Source organism: Methylobacterium sp. Leaf100, assembly GCF_001422845.1.
GTDB lineage: Bacteria > Pseudomonadota > Alphaproteobacteria > Rhizobiales > Beijerinckiaceae > Methylobacterium.
Genome location: NZ_LMMW01000034.1, coordinates 65,582 through 82,406, shown reverse-complemented (window position 1 = coordinate 82,406; position 16,825 = coordinate 65,582). Strand labels below are relative to the sequence as shown.

General features: G+C 70.2%; 16 protein-coding genes. 8 read left to right on the top strand and 8 right to left on the bottom strand.

Features of this window, described 5'->3' with window-relative positions; translation table 11 throughout:
• The first annotated feature begins 153 nt into the window (after positions 1-153).
• Positions 154-3,438, top strand: coding sequence for a DEAD/DEAH box helicase (locus ASF25_RS15075; protein ID WP_056305580.1), 3,285 nt, complete (start codon positions 154-156; stop codon positions 3,436-3,438).
• Positions 3,439-3,661: 223 nt separating this feature from the next.
• The gene (locus ASF25_RS15070) at positions 3,662-5,893 is read left to right on the top strand and encodes a TonB-dependent siderophore receptor (protein WP_056305577.1); all 2,232 of its coding nucleotides are present in this window, start codon (positions 3,662-3,664) and stop codon (positions 5,891-5,893) included.
• Positions 5,894-6,043: 150 nt separating this feature from the next.
• Here ASF25_RS15070 and ASF25_RS15065 read toward each other — a convergent pair whose 3' ends face one another.
• The 6 genes from ASF25_RS15065 to ASF25_RS15040 all read right to left on the bottom strand — a co-directional run bounded on the left by ASF25_RS15065 (position 6,044) and on the right by ASF25_RS15040 (position 10,473).
• Entirely contained in the window at positions 6,044-6,343 is a 300-nt protein-coding gene (locus ASF25_RS15065; RefSeq protein ID WP_056176681.1) for a hypothetical protein, read from the bottom strand.
• 157 nt (positions 6,344-6,500) lie between these two features.
• Entirely contained in the window at positions 6,501-7,325 is an 825-nt protein-coding gene (panB, locus tag ASF25_RS15060; RefSeq protein WP_056305575.1) for a 3-methyl-2-oxobutanoate hydroxymethyltransferase, read from the bottom strand.
• 405 nt (positions 7,326-7,730) lie between these two features.
• Positions 7,731-7,916, bottom strand: coding sequence for a hypothetical protein (locus ASF25_RS15055; RefSeq protein ID WP_056176674.1), 186 nt, complete (start codon positions 7,914-7,916; stop codon positions 7,731-7,733).
• Between the two features lie 96 nt (positions 7,917-8,012).
• Positions 8,013-8,600, bottom strand: coding sequence for a rhodanese-like domain-containing protein (locus ASF25_RS15050; protein ID WP_056305573.1), 588 nt, complete (start codon positions 8,598-8,600; stop codon positions 8,013-8,015).
• A gap of 14 nt (positions 8,601-8,614) precedes the next feature.
• Entirely contained in the window at positions 8,615-9,445 is an 831-nt protein-coding gene (locus ASF25_RS15045; protein WP_056305571.1) for a quinoprotein dehydrogenase-associated SoxYZ-like carrier, read from the bottom strand.
• 35 nt (positions 9,446-9,480) lie between these two features.
• Positions 9,481-10,473 (bottom strand): quinoprotein relay system zinc metallohydrolase 2, encoded by a 993-nt coding sequence (locus ASF25_RS15040; protein WP_082502772.1) that lies wholly within the window; start codon positions 10,471-10,473, stop codon positions 9,481-9,483.
• 225 nt (positions 10,474-10,698) lie between these two features.
• Between ASF25_RS15040 and ASF25_RS15035 the strand changes: the two genes are divergently transcribed.
• Positions 10,699-11,289: a TetR/AcrR family transcriptional regulator gene (locus ASF25_RS15035; protein ID WP_056305569.1), complete on the top strand. Its 591-nt coding sequence runs from the start codon at positions 10,699-10,701 to the stop codon at positions 11,287-11,289.
• A gap of 182 nt (positions 11,290-11,471) precedes the next feature.
• Here the strand turns inward: ASF25_RS15035 and ASF25_RS15030 are convergent, their stop codons facing one another.
• Both ASF25_RS15030 and ASF25_RS15025 read right to left on the bottom strand, forming a co-directional pair.
• On the bottom strand, positions 11,472-11,846 hold the full coding sequence (locus tag ASF25_RS15030; protein ID WP_056176662.1) for a VOC family protein: 375 nt from the start codon (positions 11,844-11,846) through the stop codon (positions 11,472-11,474).
• Positions 11,847-12,125: 279 nt separating this feature from the next.
• Positions 12,126-12,803: a YoaK family protein gene (locus tag ASF25_RS15025; protein WP_056305567.1), complete on the bottom strand. Its 678-nt coding sequence runs from the start codon at positions 12,801-12,803 to the stop codon at positions 12,126-12,128.
• A gap of 577 nt (positions 12,804-13,380) precedes the next feature.
• Here ASF25_RS15025 and ASF25_RS15020 point away from each other — a divergent pair.
• The 5 genes from ASF25_RS15020 (at position 13,381) to ASF25_RS15000 (ending at position 16,684) form a co-directional block, all read left to right on the top strand.
• Positions 13,381-14,379: a GTP-binding protein gene (locus ASF25_RS15020; RefSeq protein WP_056305565.1), complete on the top strand. Its 999-nt coding sequence runs from the start codon at positions 13,381-13,383 to the stop codon at positions 14,377-14,379.
• 53 nt (positions 14,380-14,432) lie between these two features.
• Positions 14,433-14,693: a hypothetical protein gene (locus ASF25_RS15015; RefSeq protein ID WP_244473040.1), complete on the top strand. Its 261-nt coding sequence runs from the start codon at positions 14,433-14,435 to the stop codon at positions 14,691-14,693.
• A 197-nt stretch (positions 14,694-14,890) separates the two neighbouring features.
• Positions 14,891-15,274 carry a hypothetical protein gene (locus tag ASF25_RS22825; RefSeq protein WP_156369001.1) on the top strand — a complete coding sequence of 128 codons (384 nt, stop codon included), beginning with the start codon at positions 14,891-14,893 and terminating at the stop codon, positions 15,272-15,274.
• Between the two features lie 88 nt (positions 15,275-15,362).
• Positions 15,363-16,106: a ribonuclease HI gene (gene rnhA / locus ASF25_RS15005; RefSeq protein WP_056305563.1), complete on the top strand. Its 744-nt coding sequence runs from the start codon at positions 15,363-15,365 to the stop codon at positions 16,104-16,106.
• Positions 16,107-16,117: 11 nt separating this feature from the next.
• Entirely contained in the window at positions 16,118-16,684 is a 567-nt protein-coding gene (locus tag ASF25_RS15000) for a DNA-3-methyladenine glycosylase (RefSeq protein ID WP_056305706.1), read from the top strand.
• Positions 16,685-16,825: the final 141 nt, after the last annotated feature.

Below are 16,825 nucleotides of genomic sequence, written 5' to 3'. Positions count from 1 at the left end.
CCGTTCCCGAGTTCAAAGGCCCTGCGGCACCATCGCGCGGGCCCGTCCCCGGCCTGCGGCAAACAGGGGACAACCCGATTCGATCGGGAGCCCGGCGCGGACCGGCGCGTTTCTCCAGCCCAAGGCAAAAAGAACAGGGCGGACGCATCCTCGATGGCTAAGCGCAGGACCAAGACGGCCCCCGCCCACCATGATTCCGACGTCGCCCCCCTCGTCCCCACGGGCGCCCTGGCGGTATCGCTCCTCGACCGCGAGGCCGATGCCCGTCCCCTCGTGCACATCGCCCGGGAACGCCATCGCCTAGGCGCGCTGGCCGACATTCTGCGCGCGCTGGCGCCCGAGCGCAGCGTCGCGATCTACCCCGAATGGGATTGCCTGCCATTCGACCGCGCCTCGCCCTCCCGCGGCACCATGGGGGCCCGCACGGGCGTCCTACGCTGGCTCACCGACGCGACGAACCTGCCCGACATCGTGCTCACCACCGCGCCGGCGCTGATCCAACGGGTGCCGCCGCCGGAGACCTGGGCCGACGCCCATCTGGAGATCCGCGTCGGCGACCGCCTCGATCCGCAAGCCTTGACGACGGACCTCCAGCGCCTCGGCTACATCCTCGACGACCGGGTCGACGAGCCCGGCGAGGTGGCCGTGCGGGGACGCACCGTCGACGTGTTTCCGGCCGCCGCCGAGCGCCCGTGCCGGATCGAGCACGACGACGCCCGCGTCACCGCCATCCGCTCCTACGATCCCGTGTCGCAACGGTCGCTCGCGGATGCGGCTGTCCTGGTCATCGATCCGGCCACCGAGATCGTCCTGCCCCGCGACACCGGCACGGCCCTGCGCCCGTTCACCGGCCAGGAGCATGGGCTGCCCCGCCTGTACCCGCACCTCGTCACGCCCCTCGATTACGTGCCCGGCGCCCGCCTGGTGATCGAGGCCGGAGCGCAGGACCGCGCCGCCGCGTTCTTCGAGCAGATCGCGGAAGGGCGCGAGGGTGCGGGCCGCGCCGCCCCCCTGCCCTACGACCTCTATCTCACCCCCGATGAATGGACCGCCCTCCAGAGTGCGCGCCCCGTCGCGACCGCCTCCGCGGCGGATGCCGAGTCCATCGCCCTGCCGACCTTCGTCACGAAGGTCCGGCCCGGCCCGGCCTTCGCCGAAGCGTTGCGCGGCCACGTCGCGGCGGGGGAGCGGGTGCTGCTCACGGGCCCGGCCGAGGCCCTGCCCCGCCTCGTGCGTGCCGCCGAGAAGGCGCTGTCCCGCAAGGCTCGCAAGGCGGCGAGCTGGTCCGATGTGAGTGACGCCCCGGCCGGCGACCTGCTCGTCCTGGCCGCCCCCATCGAGGCCGGGTTCCGCGTGCCCGACCAGGGCATCGCCGTGATCGCGGCGGCCGATCTCTTCGGCAGCCGGGTGGCCGCGGCCAGCGGCGGGCAGGCCGCGATCCTCCCCATGGGCGAGGTCGATCTGCGGGTGGGCGACGTGGCCGTCGACCGGGACAATGGCCTGTGCGTGTTCGAGGGTCTGGAATCCGTCGGCACGGGCGAGGGCACGGAGGACGCCCTGCGCCTGCGGTTCGCGGGCGACACCGTCCTGATGGTGCCGGTGAGCCAGGCCGACCGCATCTGGCGCTATGGCTCCGAGCCCGACGCCGTGACCCTCGACCGCCTCGACGGCGGCTCGTGGAGGCGCCGGCGCCTGGAAACCGAGGCGACCCTCGCCAAGGCCGCGCGCCAGATGCTGAAGGATGCCGAGGCGCGCAGCGCCGTCATGGCTCCGGTGCTGGCCCCACCCGAGCGCGAGATGGAGCGCTTCGCCGCCGGCTTCGGCTTCAACCTCACGGCCGATCAGGCCAGCGCCGTCGAGAGCGCGCTCGCCGACCTCGCCTCGGGCCGCCCCATGGACCGGCTCGTTTGCGGCGATGTCGGCTTCGGCAAGACCGAGGTGGCCCTGCGCGCCGTGGCGGCCGCTCTGTTTTCCGGCAAGCAGGTCGCCGTCGTGGCCCCCACGACCGTGTTGGTGCGCCAGCACGTCCAGACCTTCCAGCGCCGCTTCAGTCGGTTCGGCATCGAGGTCGCCCATCTGTCGCGGCTCGTCTCCCCGACGGAGGCCAAGCGGGTGAAGGCGGGGCTCGCCTCCGGCGCCATCCGCCTCGTCGTCGGCACGCAGGGTCTGGCCGCCAAGGGCGTCGCCTTCGCCGATCTCGGCCTCATGGTCATCGACGAGGAGCAGCGCTTCGGGGCCAAGCTCAAGCAGAGCCTCCGCCAGGCGGCCGGCGACGGCCACGTGATGACCCTCACGGCGACCCCGATCCCCCGCACCCTGCAATCGGCCCTCGTCGGCCTGCAATCGCTGAGCGTCATCGCGACCCCGCCGAGCGTGCGCCAGCCCATCCGCACCGTGCTTATGCCGTTCGACGACGGCGCCGTGCGGGCCGCGCTGATGCGCGAGCACCGGCGCGGCGGCCAGAGCTTCGTCGTGTGCCCGCGCGTCGAGGACATTGCCCCCATGGCCAAGCGTCTCGCCGCCCTGGTGCCCGAACTCGAGACCCTGGTCGCCCACGGCGACCTCAAGGCCGCTGAGATGGACGACGTCATGGTCCGTTTCGCCGACGGCGAAGGCGACGTGCTGCTCGCCACCAGCATCATCGAGAGCGGCCTCGACGTTCCGCGCGCCAACACGATGCTGGTGTGGGAGGCCGAACGCTTCGGGCTGGCCCAGCTCCATCAGCTCCGCGGCCGGGTCGGGCGCGGGCAGCGGCGCGGGGTGGCCTACCTTCTGAGCCGGCCCGAGAAGCCCCTGACCCCGGCGACGGAGAAGCGCCTGCGCACCCTGGAGGCCCTCGACCGCCTGGGAGCGGGCTTCGCCATCAGCGCCCGCGACCTCGATCTGCGCGGGGCCGGCGACCTCGTCGGCGAGAACCAGGCTGGGCACGTGAAGCTCATCGGACTCGGCCTCTACCAGCATCTGCTCCAGCTCGCCCTGCGGGCCGCCAAGGGCGAAACCGCCGAGGATTGGACGCCCGAGATCCGCCTCGGACTCACCGGCAGCGTGCCGGCCGACTACGTACCGGAACCCGAGCTGCGCCTGAGCCTCTACACCCGGCTGTTGCGCCTGCGGTCCCTGGAGGAAGTGGAGGCCCTGCGCGGCGAGGTCGAGGACCGGTTCGGGCCCCTGCCCGCGGCGGTGGACGATCTCTTCACCCTCGCCCGGCTGCGGGTCGGCTGCTGCGCCCTCGGGATCGCGCGGCTCAGCGGCGGTCCCCAGGGACTGGCGGTCGACCTCCATGCGGATGCCCCAGCCCTGCTCGTGCCCGTGGCCGAAGACTTGATGCGCAAGGATCGCCGGGTTCTGCTGCGTCGCGGGAGCGAATGCGCAGCCGAGCGCGGTCGCCTCGCCATCGGCTTCCTCGAACGCCTTGGAGAGACGCGTCAGCGCGGTTGAATACCCAACGGTTGCGTCAGCCGGGCGATTGCCTGTGATCCCACCGCCACGGTTGTCGAAAGACGATGGGGGAGGTCTTGCATGGCGGCGGGCCGGGGCTTAGCGGTGCTCGATAAGCCGTTGAAAAACAACAGTTTATCATAATTCTAAACAACACGCTGTGCCCTCCCGCGCGCCCTCAGGCGCACGCGATGACGCGTGCCTGCGCGACGGAGAGTTCGCCATGTCCGCCCTCGTGACACCTGCCCCTATAGCCTTTGTCCCTGCGGCCTCCGCCATCGCCCGCCTTGCCCTCGCGGGTGTCTCGCTCCTCGCCCTCGCTGGCGTGGCCGAGGCCCAACAGAGCGCCGTCACCCTCGAGACCCTGAGCGTCGAGGGCAGCGGCGCCGGCCCCGGTGGCGGCGGCGCGCCCGGGCGGAGCCAGCCCGAGACCGCGCGGGGCCCCGTGCCCGGCTACGTCGCCAGCCGCAGTGCCACGGCGACGAAGACCGACACGCCCCTCATCCGCACGCCGCAATCCATCAGCGTCATCGGCGCGCAACAGATCGAGGCGCAGCGCTCGCAGACGATCTCGGAGGCCGTGCGCTACACGCCGGGCATCTACGCCAACCAGTTCGGTCCCGACACGCGCCTCGACTGGTTCCTCATTCGCGGCTTCTCGGCCACGGAGACCGGCCTGTTCCGCGATGGGTTGCAGCTGTTCCAGACCGCGTTCGCGAATTACCGCATCGATCCGTTCGGTGCCGAGCGCATCGAGGTCCTGCGCGGACCGGCCGCGACCCTGTTCGGCGGCTCGCCCGTCGGCGGCCTCGTCAACATCGTGTCGAAGCGCCCCACGACGGAGCCGTTCCGCTACGTCGAACTCGGCGGCGGCTCGTTCAACCAGCGCTACGCCGCCTTCGACGTCGGCGGCCCGGCCGACAGTTCCGGCCACTGGTTCTACCGCCTGACGGGCAAGCTGCAGAACAGCGACGCCCAGGTCCGGTTCGCGCCCGAGGATCGCTACTACATCGCGCCGAGCTTCACTTATAAGCCGGACGGGGCCACCACCTTCACGGTGCTGACGAGCTTCCAGCGCGACGAGACCGGCGGCGCAGGCCAGTTCCTGCCGTATTCCGGCACGGTGCGCCCCAACGCGTCCGGCCTGCGCATCGCCCGCACCCTCAACGCCAGCGATCCGTTGGTGGACAGCTACACCCGCAACCAGGCCAATCTCGGCTACGAGTTCGAGCACCATGTCGACGACGTCTGGACCGTGCGCCAGAACTTCCGCTTCTCGTTCACGGAGGTGCGCGATTCCCGCTACGTCGGCAACGGCTACGCCAATGCCAGCGAGACCGAGCTCGCCCGCTACGGCTTCCTGACCACGCCGCGCGCCGGCCTGTTCACCGTCGACAACCAGGCGCAGGCGCGCTTCAGCGACGGGTTCTTCGGCCACACCGTGCTGATGGGCGTCGACTACAAACGCTATAGCCTGTCGGACAATCAGGGATCGACGCCGTTCCCACCGGAATTCCCGGTGCCGTCGCTCAACATCCTGTCGCCGCGCTACTTCCAGTTCAGCTCCACGCCGACCCCCTACCGCGTGGTCAATCAGCAGCTCCAGCAGACCGGCCTCTACCTCCAGGATCAGGTCGCGCTCACCGACCGCCTGACCTTCCTCGTCGGCGGCCGCCAGGATTTCGTCAGCAACGTCGTGCAGGACCGGCTGGTGCTGGCGAACTCCACGGTGCGGGACGAGACCGCCTTCACCGGGCGCCTCGGGCTCATCTACAACTTCGACAACGGGCTCGCGCCCTACGTGACCTACGGAACCTCGTTCAACCCGACGGCGGGCGTCGATGCGAACAACCGGCCGTTCAAGGCAGACCGGGGCGAGCAGATCGAGGTCGGCGCCAAGCTGCAGCCGGTCGGCTGGAATACCTTCTTCACCGTGGCGGCGTTCGACTTGGTGCGCTCCAACGTGCTGACGCCGAACCCGGCCAACGTGTTCACCAATCTGCAAATCGGCGCGGTGCGCTCGCGCGGCTTCGAGGCCTCGGCGACGGCGAACCTCGCCGAGGGGGTCAACCTCATCGCGTCCTACACGATCTACGGCCTACGGACGATCGAGGGGACGAATCTCGACCTCGGCCGAGTCCCGGTGGGCATCCCGGAGAATTTCGCCTCGCTCTGGGCCGACTACACGATCCCGGTCGGCGACTGGAAAGGCTTCGGCTTCGGCGGCGGCGTGAACTATGTCGGGCGCTCCTACGCCGATGTCGCCAACACCCTCACGGTACCCGAATACGTCACTTTCGACGCGGTGGTGCATTACGAGCGCGACGGCTGGCGTGCGGCGGTCAACCTCCAGAATGCCGGCGATAAGCGCTTCGTCTCGTCATGCTCCAGCGCGAACGCCTGCTTCTACGGCACCCAGCGGCGCATCACCGCGAGCCTAGGCTACCGCTGGTAAGGGGCGTCGCACGTCCCCCTCGAACGAGCACAGCCGCGAAGGTGGGCTCGAGTGCCCCACCGGGCAATCCCGAGCCCACCTTCCCGGCTGTCGCATGAGCCGTTCTGGGCGTGGACCGGGCTCACCCCCGGTCCCGCCGCCCCGCAAAAATCATTCGCAGACGCGGACGCGGCGGATGTGCTCGTCGCCGTAGGCGTCGATGTAGCCACGGCGTTCCGTGTGGCAGACCTCTTCCTCGACATAGACCGGGCGCGGCTCGCGGTAGACCGGGCGGCCGGGGTAGTAGCCGTTGTTCTGCGAGGAGGCGATGGCGCCCCCGATGGCGAGACCGCCGAGCACGCCGAGGGCCGCGGCGCCGCCGGGGCCGATGCCGTCGCGGGCCTGCGCCCCGGGCGTCATCGTGACGAGGAGCGTGCCGGCCATGGCCACGCCGAGGAGGGTCCGCTTCATGACGTCGTGTCCTTCGTGATTCTCAAGCATCGGGCGTCAGGGTGAAATCTGGACACCGAACGGTTGATGAATGGTAAGCGCGCGGCGTCCGCCCGGGGGTGATCCCGTGCGGTGTCGCACCGGGGACACGCGGGCGGAGGCATGCAAGCGGGTACAGTCACGCTGGCGGGTAGGTGTGCTCGTCGGCGGGGAAGCGTCCGGCGCGGACCTCCTCGGCATAGGCCTCCACGGCGCCCTCGATCTGGGCGCGCAGGGAGCCGAACTGCTTGACGAATTTCGGGACGCGGTCGCTCAGGCCCAGCATGTCCTCCAGCACCAGTATCTGACCGTCGCAGGCCGTGCTGGCGCCGATGCCGATGGTGGCCGCCGTGATGCCGGGCGCCGTGGCGATGGCGCGGGCCACGGGCTCGACGATGCCTTCGAGAACGATGGCGAAGGCGCCGGCCTCGCTGATGGCCCGGGCATCCGCCAGGAGGCGCTGCTCGCCGTCGGCCTCGCGACCCTGCACCCTGAAGCCCCCCATGGTGTTCACCGATTGGGGGGTGAGGCCGATATGGCCCATGACCGGAATGCCGCGCTCGACCAGGAAGGCCACCGTGTCGGCGAACTTGGCGCCGCCTTCCATCTTGATGGCGCCGGCGCCCGTCTCCTTCAGCACGCGGGCGGCGTTGAGGAAGGCCTGCTCGCGGCTCGCCTCGTAGGAGCCGAACGGCATGTCCACCACCACGAGGGCGCGCGACGTCCCCCGGATCACGGCCTGGGCCTGGACGATCATCATCTCCAGGGTCACCGGCAGGGTCGATTCCATGCCGTGCATCACCATGCCGAGGGAATCGCCGACCAGGATGAAGTCGCAATGCGGATCGAGGATGCCGGCGGTGTGGGCGTGATAGGCCGTGAGCGCGATGATCTTGACGCCCGCCGCCTTGCGCTTGGCGAGATCGACGGCACGGATGCGGCGCGACTGGACAACTTGGGACATCGGACTCCACCGGGCTCACGGCCCCCGCAGGGCGGGCGCAGGGCACCCCTCGCGGGTGCAGGGCACCCGCCAGAAGGAAGCGGGCACAGGTGGAACGAGTCATACACCCGCGCGGCACGAAACGCGCGCTCCCGCGCGAACGAAGCGCAGAGTTTGAAAGGTCTTTGTGATGTAAGTTACTTGGACAACACTGAGCCTCACCCGCTGCGGTGACGGGCGATGGCGTCGCCGTCCCGCACTCTTCGGTGGGCGTTCCCTCCCTAGACTTGGGGCGCCGTGTGCGCGCCTTTCTTCCGCCACAACCCGGCCGGTGTCAACTGCGAACAGGGTCCCGGCTTGAAATCCGTCCGTTCGAAGCCATGACCCACGTCCGGAAGCCCTGGACCGCTTCGAGACGGTGGGCCCTCAATCGAGGTCCATGGTCCGCTCGAAGGCGCTGGCGCTCGATTCCTGTCCCTTGGGATCGATGACGAGGATGTCCTTGAAGCCGCGCCGGGCCAGTTCCCAGGTCTTCTCGAGGGCCTGATCGGCGGTGCCGCACGCGAAGGTCGCGCTCCGTCCGAGGTGATCGTTCGCCTTGACCTTGTACAAATCCGGTCTCCCGTGTGCCTGGCGCGCAGCATACGCCAGCCGGCGGCATCGCACGAGCGGCCTGAACGATCCCCCACCGTCGAACGGGCCGAGGCCCTAGCGCTGGGCCTCGCCGCGGCCCCGCGCCGCCCAGGCCGGGTCCTCCCTCACCACGGTCGTCTCGTGCGTCTCCTGCCAGCCCTCGATCCCCGTGGGGAACCAGTGCACGCCGGTGTAGCCGGCCTGGACGAGGCGCTTGCCGGCGTTCCAGCTGCCCCAGCAATCGGGGCGGCAGAAGGTGACGATGGCCTTTGCCTTGTCGCCGCCAGTCAGTTCCGCGACGCGGGCGAGAAACAGGGCTTCGTGCGCGGGGTCGAGGGGGGCGGCCCCGGCGCTGGGCATCCATACGGCGCCGGGGATGCTGCGATGGGCCGGGAGCCACGGCTTGTCGGCGGCCATGCCGGCGGGGCGCCGGTCCGCCAGGGCCACGTCGATCAGCACGGGCTTGGCCTCGGCCACCACCCGGTCGAGGCCGTCGATGTCGAGCACCACCGCGCCCTTCAGGGTCGGCGGCGTGTAGCCCTGCTGCGGCCCGGTGTGGAAGCCCTCGGGCTCGGGCACGTCGACGGGCGAATCGGCCGGGGCCGCCGCCATGGTCCCGAGGGCGAGGAAGGCAGCGGCGGCGAGGCGAGGAAGGAACATCATGCCGGACCTCCCGCTCAGTTGCTCGGGGCCGGCACGGGGAAGCTGTGCTCCCAGCGACCGTCCTGGTTGTCGGAGGCGACCACCGTCACGGGCGCTTGGCCCTCGGGCAGGAACGCGAAGTTGATCACCGGGTTCGACGCGATGGAGATGTCGCCGTCCAGGGTCAGGATGTTGCGCCCGCCCTGCGAGACCACGACCTTCTGGATGTAGCGCGCCGGAGTGTAGTCGCGGGTCACCTGGTTCATCTGCATGCCGGAAAAGTTCGGATGGCGGATCATCAGCGTCGCCTCCGTTGATTTGGCCCCGGGAGCCCCTTCGGCGAACCTCATCCGCATGTCGCCCATGCCCTTCATCGCCTCCTCGTCGCTCATCCCCATGGGGGCCGAGCAGCCGCCGGAGGCTTTGACGAACTTCGTCGTCTCGAACAGCCCGCCATCCTTGGTCCGCACCACGGCGTGGACGTTGGTGTAGTTGTTCACCCGCACCCGGAGCTTGATCTCGCCCGGATCGGCGGCGGGGCCGAAGGTGATGTTGGCCGCGTAGGGCGACGGGTTGTCGTCGATCACCAGGGACACGCCCGCGACCTTGTCCTTCTCCGGCATGGTCAGGGTGATGGGCACCAGGGCGGCGTCCAACGCCCGGACCGGGGCGTCGACTTTCACCAGGGTGTCGGTGTGCTGCACGGCCTTGTCGCCGAAGATCGAGGTGCGGATCTCGTTCCAGCGCGCTTGACGCTCGGCGTCCGTGTCCGAGGCGCCGGCGGCGAGAACGGGACCGGTCAACAGGGCGGCGGCCGGGAGCGACGCGGCGAGCGACAGGGCGAGGGCGGCGGTGAACGGCTTCATGGCGTGTCTCCTCTTGAGGGTAACATGGGGCGGGATCACTCCCATTCGAGTTCCTTGAAGGCCTGGGTCACGTTGCGGCCGTTGTAGAGGTCGAACAGCGCCCACTTGTCGGCCTCCGACCGGCCGATGGTGGCCACCGCCTTCTCGATGGGCATGTCGCCGGCCAGCGCCTTGCGGGTCTCGTCGCGCAGGGTGGCGAGGTAGCGGGTCAGGTCGGCCAGGGCGGGCGCGAACTCCACCAGGGTCGGGCCGTGACCCGGCACCGCCTTCGTCGCCCCCATGGCTTTGAGCACCTCCGCCTCCTTCAGCCAGCCGACGAGGCTGCCGTCGAGGGACGGAATGCGGGTGACGAACAGGAGGTCGGCGGGAAACAGGATGCCGGAGGCCGAATCCCGCATGGAGAGGTCGCAATTGGTGTGCGCCACCCCGTGGGCGTGGAAGGTGAGCCGGCGCCCGCCGAGATCGATCTCGGCGCGATCCGCGACTTCGAGGGTCGGATACACCACTCGCCCGGCCTTCTCGGGCCCCAGAATCTCGACGAGGCGGGTGCGGTAATAGTCGCCGCGCGCATCCAGGGCCGCGCGCAGGGCATGATGGCCGATGAAGACCGGCTTGTCCGCCGCGAACGCCTCGGCCCCGAAGCAGTGGTCGGGATGGACGTGGGTGAGCACGACGTGGCTGATGGGCTTGTCCGTGCGGGCCCTGATCTGCCCGCGCAGCCACTGCCCGTCGGCGAGACTCCCGCCGGATTCGGTGACCAGCACGGAGGTCTCGCCGACGATGAAACCGATATTGGCGATGGCGTCGTCGTTGTCGGGCGAGGCCTCGGCGTCGGGCCCGCGCCGGATGAAGATGCCGGGACCGACCTCGTCCAGGGCGAACCCCTCCGCCGAGCGCCCGAGGGTCGGCAGGCAGCACAGGCACAGGCCGCCGAACAGGGCCAGCCCGCCGCGCAGGGCCTGGCGCCGGTTCGACCGAAGGCTTCGCGCAACGGAGCGCGGATCCACGAGGCCATCCTGGGCCGGCATACGAGACGTCCTCCGCTTGTTTTCTTGACTACCATTTAGTAGGTAGATTTATTCTGCCGTCAATGGCACATTTTCGCGACCTTTCCTTTCCTGCCTGCGGATACGTTCCTCACGCACCCCCGAAACCGGAATTATTCCTCGTCCCATTGCCGCGCTGGAATTCGAGCCGCGCTGGAACTTGGCTCGCTCAGGAAATTCGGCTCGCCCAGGAGATTTGCCCCGTCCATGAGAGACACGCGTGCGGAACTGCTGCTCCAGGCCGAGCCCCTGATCCGGGGCCGGGGGTATTCTGGCTTCAGCTACGCCGACCTGGCCGCGGTGGTGGGTATCCGCAAAGCGAGCATCCACCACCATTTCCCGACGAAGGCCGATCTCGCCCTCGCCCTGGTGGGGGCCTACGACGCCCGCTACGATACGGCCCTCGCGGCGATCCTGGCCCAGACGACCGACGGGGTCGCGCGGATCGAGGCCTATGGCCGGCTCTATCTCGGGGGCGTCGAAGACGACCTCGGCTGCCTGTGCGCCGTGCTGGCGGTGGAGCGCGACACCCTGCCGGAGCCCGTCCGCATCGCCGTCACCCGGTTCTTCGACAAGCACATCGCTTGGCTGGAGGCTGTCCTCGCCGACGGGCTCCGCGACGGCGGCGTGCGGGCGGACGTGATCCCCGCCTCATCGGCCCGGCTGGTGGTGGCGACCCTGGAGGGGGCGCTTCTCCTGGAACGCGTGCTCGCCGGCACGACGGGATTCCGGGAAACCCTCGGCGCCCTGTGCGACGCCTTGCGGCCGCCCCGTGCCGGTCGAGTGGCGCGAACCTGACGGATGGCACGCGCTCGAAGCGTTCGAGACGGGTGGGGTCGTGACTGTCCGGGCCCGAGCGAGAGGGGAGGGAAGCAGCAGCCGAGGTCGCCGCACCGACTGCCGACCCTTGTCGGAGGCGCAACGTCAGCCCCCGCCCCTCGCCCCTAGGCCGAAACGGGCAAGGATGATCGCGGTTTCCGTCACGTCACCCGCCGGGTCCGTGCAGTGAGCTTGTTTCCGTCCGGATCGCGAAGGTAAGCGACGAACGCCCCGTTCGGGCGCTCTGCGGGCGGGCTCTCGATCGCGGCACCGCCATGCTCGGTGCCGGCCCGGTGCCACGCGAGAACATGCTCGCGGCTCGCTGCGGCGAGACCGATCGTCCCGCCATTGGCCGCGGTCGCCGGCTTGCCGTCGATGGGTTTCGTGATCATCAGTCGACCCCCCTCATGGGCGTAGATCAGCCTGCCCCTGGCATCCATCTCGCCGGGCTTGCCTCCCAGCGCGGCGAATGTGGCGTCGTAGAAGCGACGGGCCTGCTCCAGATCGTTGCTGCCAATCATGACGTGCGTGAACATACGTTCTCTCCGGGAAGGGGCGGCACGCGATCGCCGTGCTCGAATGGCCGAGACGAACGTTCGCCGCGTGCCGATGCACCCCTATGGGTCTGCCGAACCAGTACTTCCCAATCCGGGCTGTGTGGAAACCTCGAGGTCGTCACTGGGTGGGGAAGGGTTTTTCCAGCCCCCCGGTCGCGCGGCCGACCCGCCATCCGCGGTGCATGGAACGTCATCTGAAATGCCCGGATGGGCGCCATACCGAAGGCCGTTCGACACGTCCGGCCCCAAAACAGCTGCTCACGACCCTGATTTTCGGTCGGGAACCATCAGCAGCCCGATGAGGACGAAGGCCGGCACGAGCACGCACCAGAAGGACAAGGCGGCGATCCCGAAGGCCCCCGCCAGTGCGCCCGCCGCGAAGGCCGCCACGGCGGACAGCGTACGCCGCAGGCGGGTGCTGACCTGGTCATCGAGCTTCGCCCCGCACAGGCGGTCGATCACGGCCTGCGTGACGTTCACGGTCATCACCGTCGTCGTCGCCAAGTGGCCGATCACGAGACGCCCGATACCGTTCTGAATGCCCATCGCGGCAACACCGAGCATGCCAACGCCGATCGCCTTCGCGCCATCCGGTGAGCCGAGCGGCGACATGGCCACGCCCGCGATCGTGAAGGCGATCAGGACGGTGGCTTCGAGCGCCAGCAAGGGGCGCAGCGGCGGCGATCCTCTTCTCTCCAGGGCCAAGGCGATCAGGCGCGTCACAGCCACGGCGAGGATGAACATCGGTAGGGCGAGCAGCTTGGCGAGGACGCCCGTCGAGGTGGAGACCAATTCCGCACCGATCAGAACGAAGTTGCCTGTCACATGCGCCGTGAAGAGGCCGGTCAGGGCGATGAAGGCGGCAGCGTCCACGAACCCCGCGGTGAACGCGAGCCCGACCCCAATCAAAGCGTCTTTCCCGGCACGAATGGGCATGGTGCTTCGGTCCCCTCGCCGCTCCGAGCCAACGTCGAACAGCGACCGGCAAATGTCGGCTTCGAAGGAATGCTAGCGAACTTCAGCATGCCTGACACGGGTCGCATGCGGCCTCGGCAGCGGAGTAGCAAGCCTCGGATGTCCGCGACGAACGTCGCCACACGGCGCGTCGACAGTGCGGGCTCCACCTCCAGTCCCTTCTCCAGGCTATGGACCTCGCACGGCGGGATACCACCCTCGCGCACTCCCTCACCTCCTCGCAGACGATCGCATTCCTGGATTCTAACGCGACGCGGCCCTCCTCGCCGGTGGGGAGCGACCGCGTGTGCCTGTCTCCCTGCGGAGGCGGGCGGAACCCCATCGCCCCCGCTCCACAAGGGAGAAGGAGGAGCCCGTACCTCGCTCGGAGCGATCGGCGCTCTCGCCGATGTATGGATCCACCAGCCTGCAGCGAGGAAGCGAAGGCTGGAGTAATGCGCCGGCCGAGCCGGGACGGCCTTCCATCGCAAGGCGATGATACAATATAACAGCCCGACACCCGGCCAAAGCCGTCCCCGGAAACCCGAAAAGAGCCGCCATGTCCGAAAGTCCGAACTCCGACAGCCCGAACGCCGGCGCCCAAAAAATCCCCGTGACCGTGCTCACGGGCTATCTCGGGGCCGGCAAGACCACGCTCCTCAACCGCATCCTCACGGAGAACCACGGCAAGCGCTACGCGGTGATCGTCAACGAGTTCGGCGAGATCGGCATCGACAACGACCTCGTCATCGGCGCCGACGAGGAAGTGTTCGAGATGAACAACGGCTGCGTCTGCTGCACCGTGCGCGGCGACCTCATCCGCATCATGGACGGCCTGGTGAAGCGGCGCGGCAAGTTCGACGCGATCATCGTCGAGACCACGGGCCTCGCCGACCCAGCCCCCGTCGCCCAGACCTTCTTCATCGACGAGGATGTCGGCGGCGCCGCCCGCCTCGACGCCGTGGTGACGGTGGCGGACGCCAAATGGCTCGCCGACCGGCTCAAGGACGCCCCCGAGGCCAAGAACCAGATCGCCTTCGCGGACGTGATCCTGTTGAACAAGGCCGACCTCGTGGAGCCGGCCGACCTCGACCGCGTCGAGGGCCTGATCCGGTCGATCAACCCCTACGCGAAAGTCCACCGCACCAGCCGCTGCGACGTGCCCCTCGGCGAGGTGCTCGACCGCAACGCCTTCGACCTGTCGCGCATCCTCGACATCGAGCCCGACTTCCTCGAGGAGGGCCACCATCACCACCACGACGACGAGATGCAGTCGGTCTCCGCCCGCATCGACGGCCCGGTGGACCCCGAAAAGTTCATGCCGTGGATCTCGACCCTGACCCAGGTGCAGGGGCCGGACATCCTGCGCTGCAAGGGCATCGTCGCGTTCCCGGAGGAGCCGCAGCGCTTCGTGTTCCAGGGCGTCCACCAGATCCTCGACGGCGACCTGCAGGGTCCGTGGAAGGACGGCGAGGCCCGCGTGTCGCGGGTGGTGTTCATCGGGCGAAAGCTCGACCCGGAGGCGATCCGCGCCGGCTTCCTCGACTGCGCCGCCTGAGGCACCATGGGCCGGGCGAGGTCGGAGGGCTCCGGCCCACGCACCGCGGCCGGTTGCCCGACCGGAGGGAGCGCCCGCTGACCTGTCGCCTCGCCCTCGCTTCCCTCCTGACACTGGCGGCGGCGTTGCCGGCCGGCACGCCCGTGCAGGGCGCGCCCTGGGACTCGGCGCCGGCTGCGCGGCGGAACGACGGCTTCGCCCATCTGTGCGAGCCGCCGCTCAAGTTCGCGGCCGGCGCCTGCGTCCGGGACTGCCCGGCGGGCTATCGCGATACCGGCCTGGGCACCTGTAGCTTCCAGCGCATGGGCGACTGAGCGACCCGGCGACGCTTCGGGAGGGATACGGGCGTGACGCCCATCCGAACCCGGCCCCGATTTGGTCACGGTGAGGCGCCACACGAGCCTTTCGAACCCGATGTCCCACATCGGGACACGTCCGGCGACGCGCCCTCTTCGCGCCGCCTCGCCCCCCGGGGCGGACGCTGGCAGCCCCCGTCGGAGAGGTCCGAGCAATGAAGAAACGTGTTTTGGGCGGGATGCTCCTCGGCCTGCTGGCGGTGCCGGCGACCGTGCAGGCGGCGAGCAACACCGTAGTCGGCGTCGGCACGGGCGCCGTCGCGGGTGCCGTGGTCGGCGGTCCCATCGGGGCCGTGGTCGGCGCGGTGGTGGGCGGCGTCGTCGGCTCCAATTCCGAGCGGGCTCGGCCCCGCCGCGTCCGCCGGGCCAAGGCCGTGCGCACACGGCGCCAGGCGGCGCAGGCCCGGCCCGTGAACGTCGCCGAGCGCGGCGAGGAGGCCCGCCGGCCGATTCCGGCCGCGGCGACCACGGGATCGGTGACGGCTCCGCGCCAGCCCACCACCACCCAGCCCGCCACCACCTGGCAGAATCCGCGCTGAGCGAACCGCCCGGCGGGGGTGCCGGAGCGGGGGCGGCCCGTGCTATGGGCGGCGCCCCAATCCCATCCGCCCAACGGATCGAGCCCCCATGCGAACCATCGTCTACGCCGACGGCGGATGCGACCCCAATCCCGGCCCCGGCGGCTGGGGCGTGGTGATCCAGGCCGAGACCAGCACCATCGAGCTGTGCGGCGGCGAGCGTTCCACCACCAACAACCGCATGGAATTGACGGCTGCCATCAGCGCGCTCTCACACTTCCCCGAGGGGGCCGCCCTCGAGATGCGCTGCGACAGCCAGTACGTCATCAAGTCGGTGACGGAATGGATGAAGGGCTGGAAGGCCAAGGGCTGGCGCACGAGCACAGGCCCGGTCAAGAACGTCGATCTCATGCAGACCCTCGACACCCTGGCGGCCCGGCGCGACGTGCGCTGGACCTGGGTGCGCGGCCACACCGGCGAGGCCGGCAACGAGCGGGCCGACCGCCTCGCCGCGCAAGGACGCCGGCAGGCCCTGGCGGCCCCTGCAGGATCGGCCGCCGGGACGACCACGACCACGCTTCCGGCCTCGGCTTCGGCCGCGCCGCTCCCGAGCCCGCCCGCCCCGGCCCGCCTCACCGGGACGGCGGCGCTGGCCGCCGCCATGGCGGCCCCGCCCCGCACCACGCCGATTCCCGTCGATCTGGCGCTCGGCCTCGACGTCTCCCGCGCCGCCAAGGCCGCCGGCCTCACGGCGCCGGCCTTCGTCGAGGAAGCGATCCGCGTCGCCCTCCATCTCGGCCCCGAGGCCTTCGCCCGCGCCCGCGAAGCGGCCAAGGGCGCGAAGCTCCCGTGACCGCAGCGGCGCTGCCGGCGGCCTTCTTCGCGCGGCCGGCGGTGCAGGTCGCGCGCGACCTCGTCGGCTGCGTGTTGCGGGTCGACGGGGTCGGCGGGCCCATCGTGGAGACCGAGGCCTACGACCGGACCGACCCGGCCTCGCACAGCTTCACCGGCCCGACGCGGCGCAACGCCAGCATGTTCGGCCCCGCCGGTCACGCCTACGTCTACCGCTCCTACGGCCTGCACTGGTGCCTCAACCTCGTCTGCGAACCGGGCAGCGCCGTGCTCCTGCGCGCCCTCGAGCCGCGGTACGATCCGGCGACCATGGCGGCACGGCGCGGCCTCGACGATCCGCGCCGGCTCTGCGCCGGACCGGGCCGTTTGTGCCAGGCGCTCGGCGTGACGGACGCGCAGGACGGCGTTCCACTGGACCGTGCGCCGTTCCACCTCGCCTTCGGCGCGCCGGACGGCACGGTGGTGGCCTGCGGCCGCATCGGCCTCACCCGCGCCGTCGAGACGCCCTGGCGCTTCCTCGTCGCGGGATCGCGCTTCGTCAGCCGGCCCGTCCGCCCCCGGCCCCGGCAGGGGGACTGACACCGTAGCCCCAACGTCATGCGGGCGCCCACCGGGACCGATTGATACCGGCTGCCGACCCTGCGCATGATCCGCCGCCTCCGGCCAAGATCGGCCCGGTTGACCGCAACTCGACGCCCGTCCGCCTGTCACGCGGAGGTG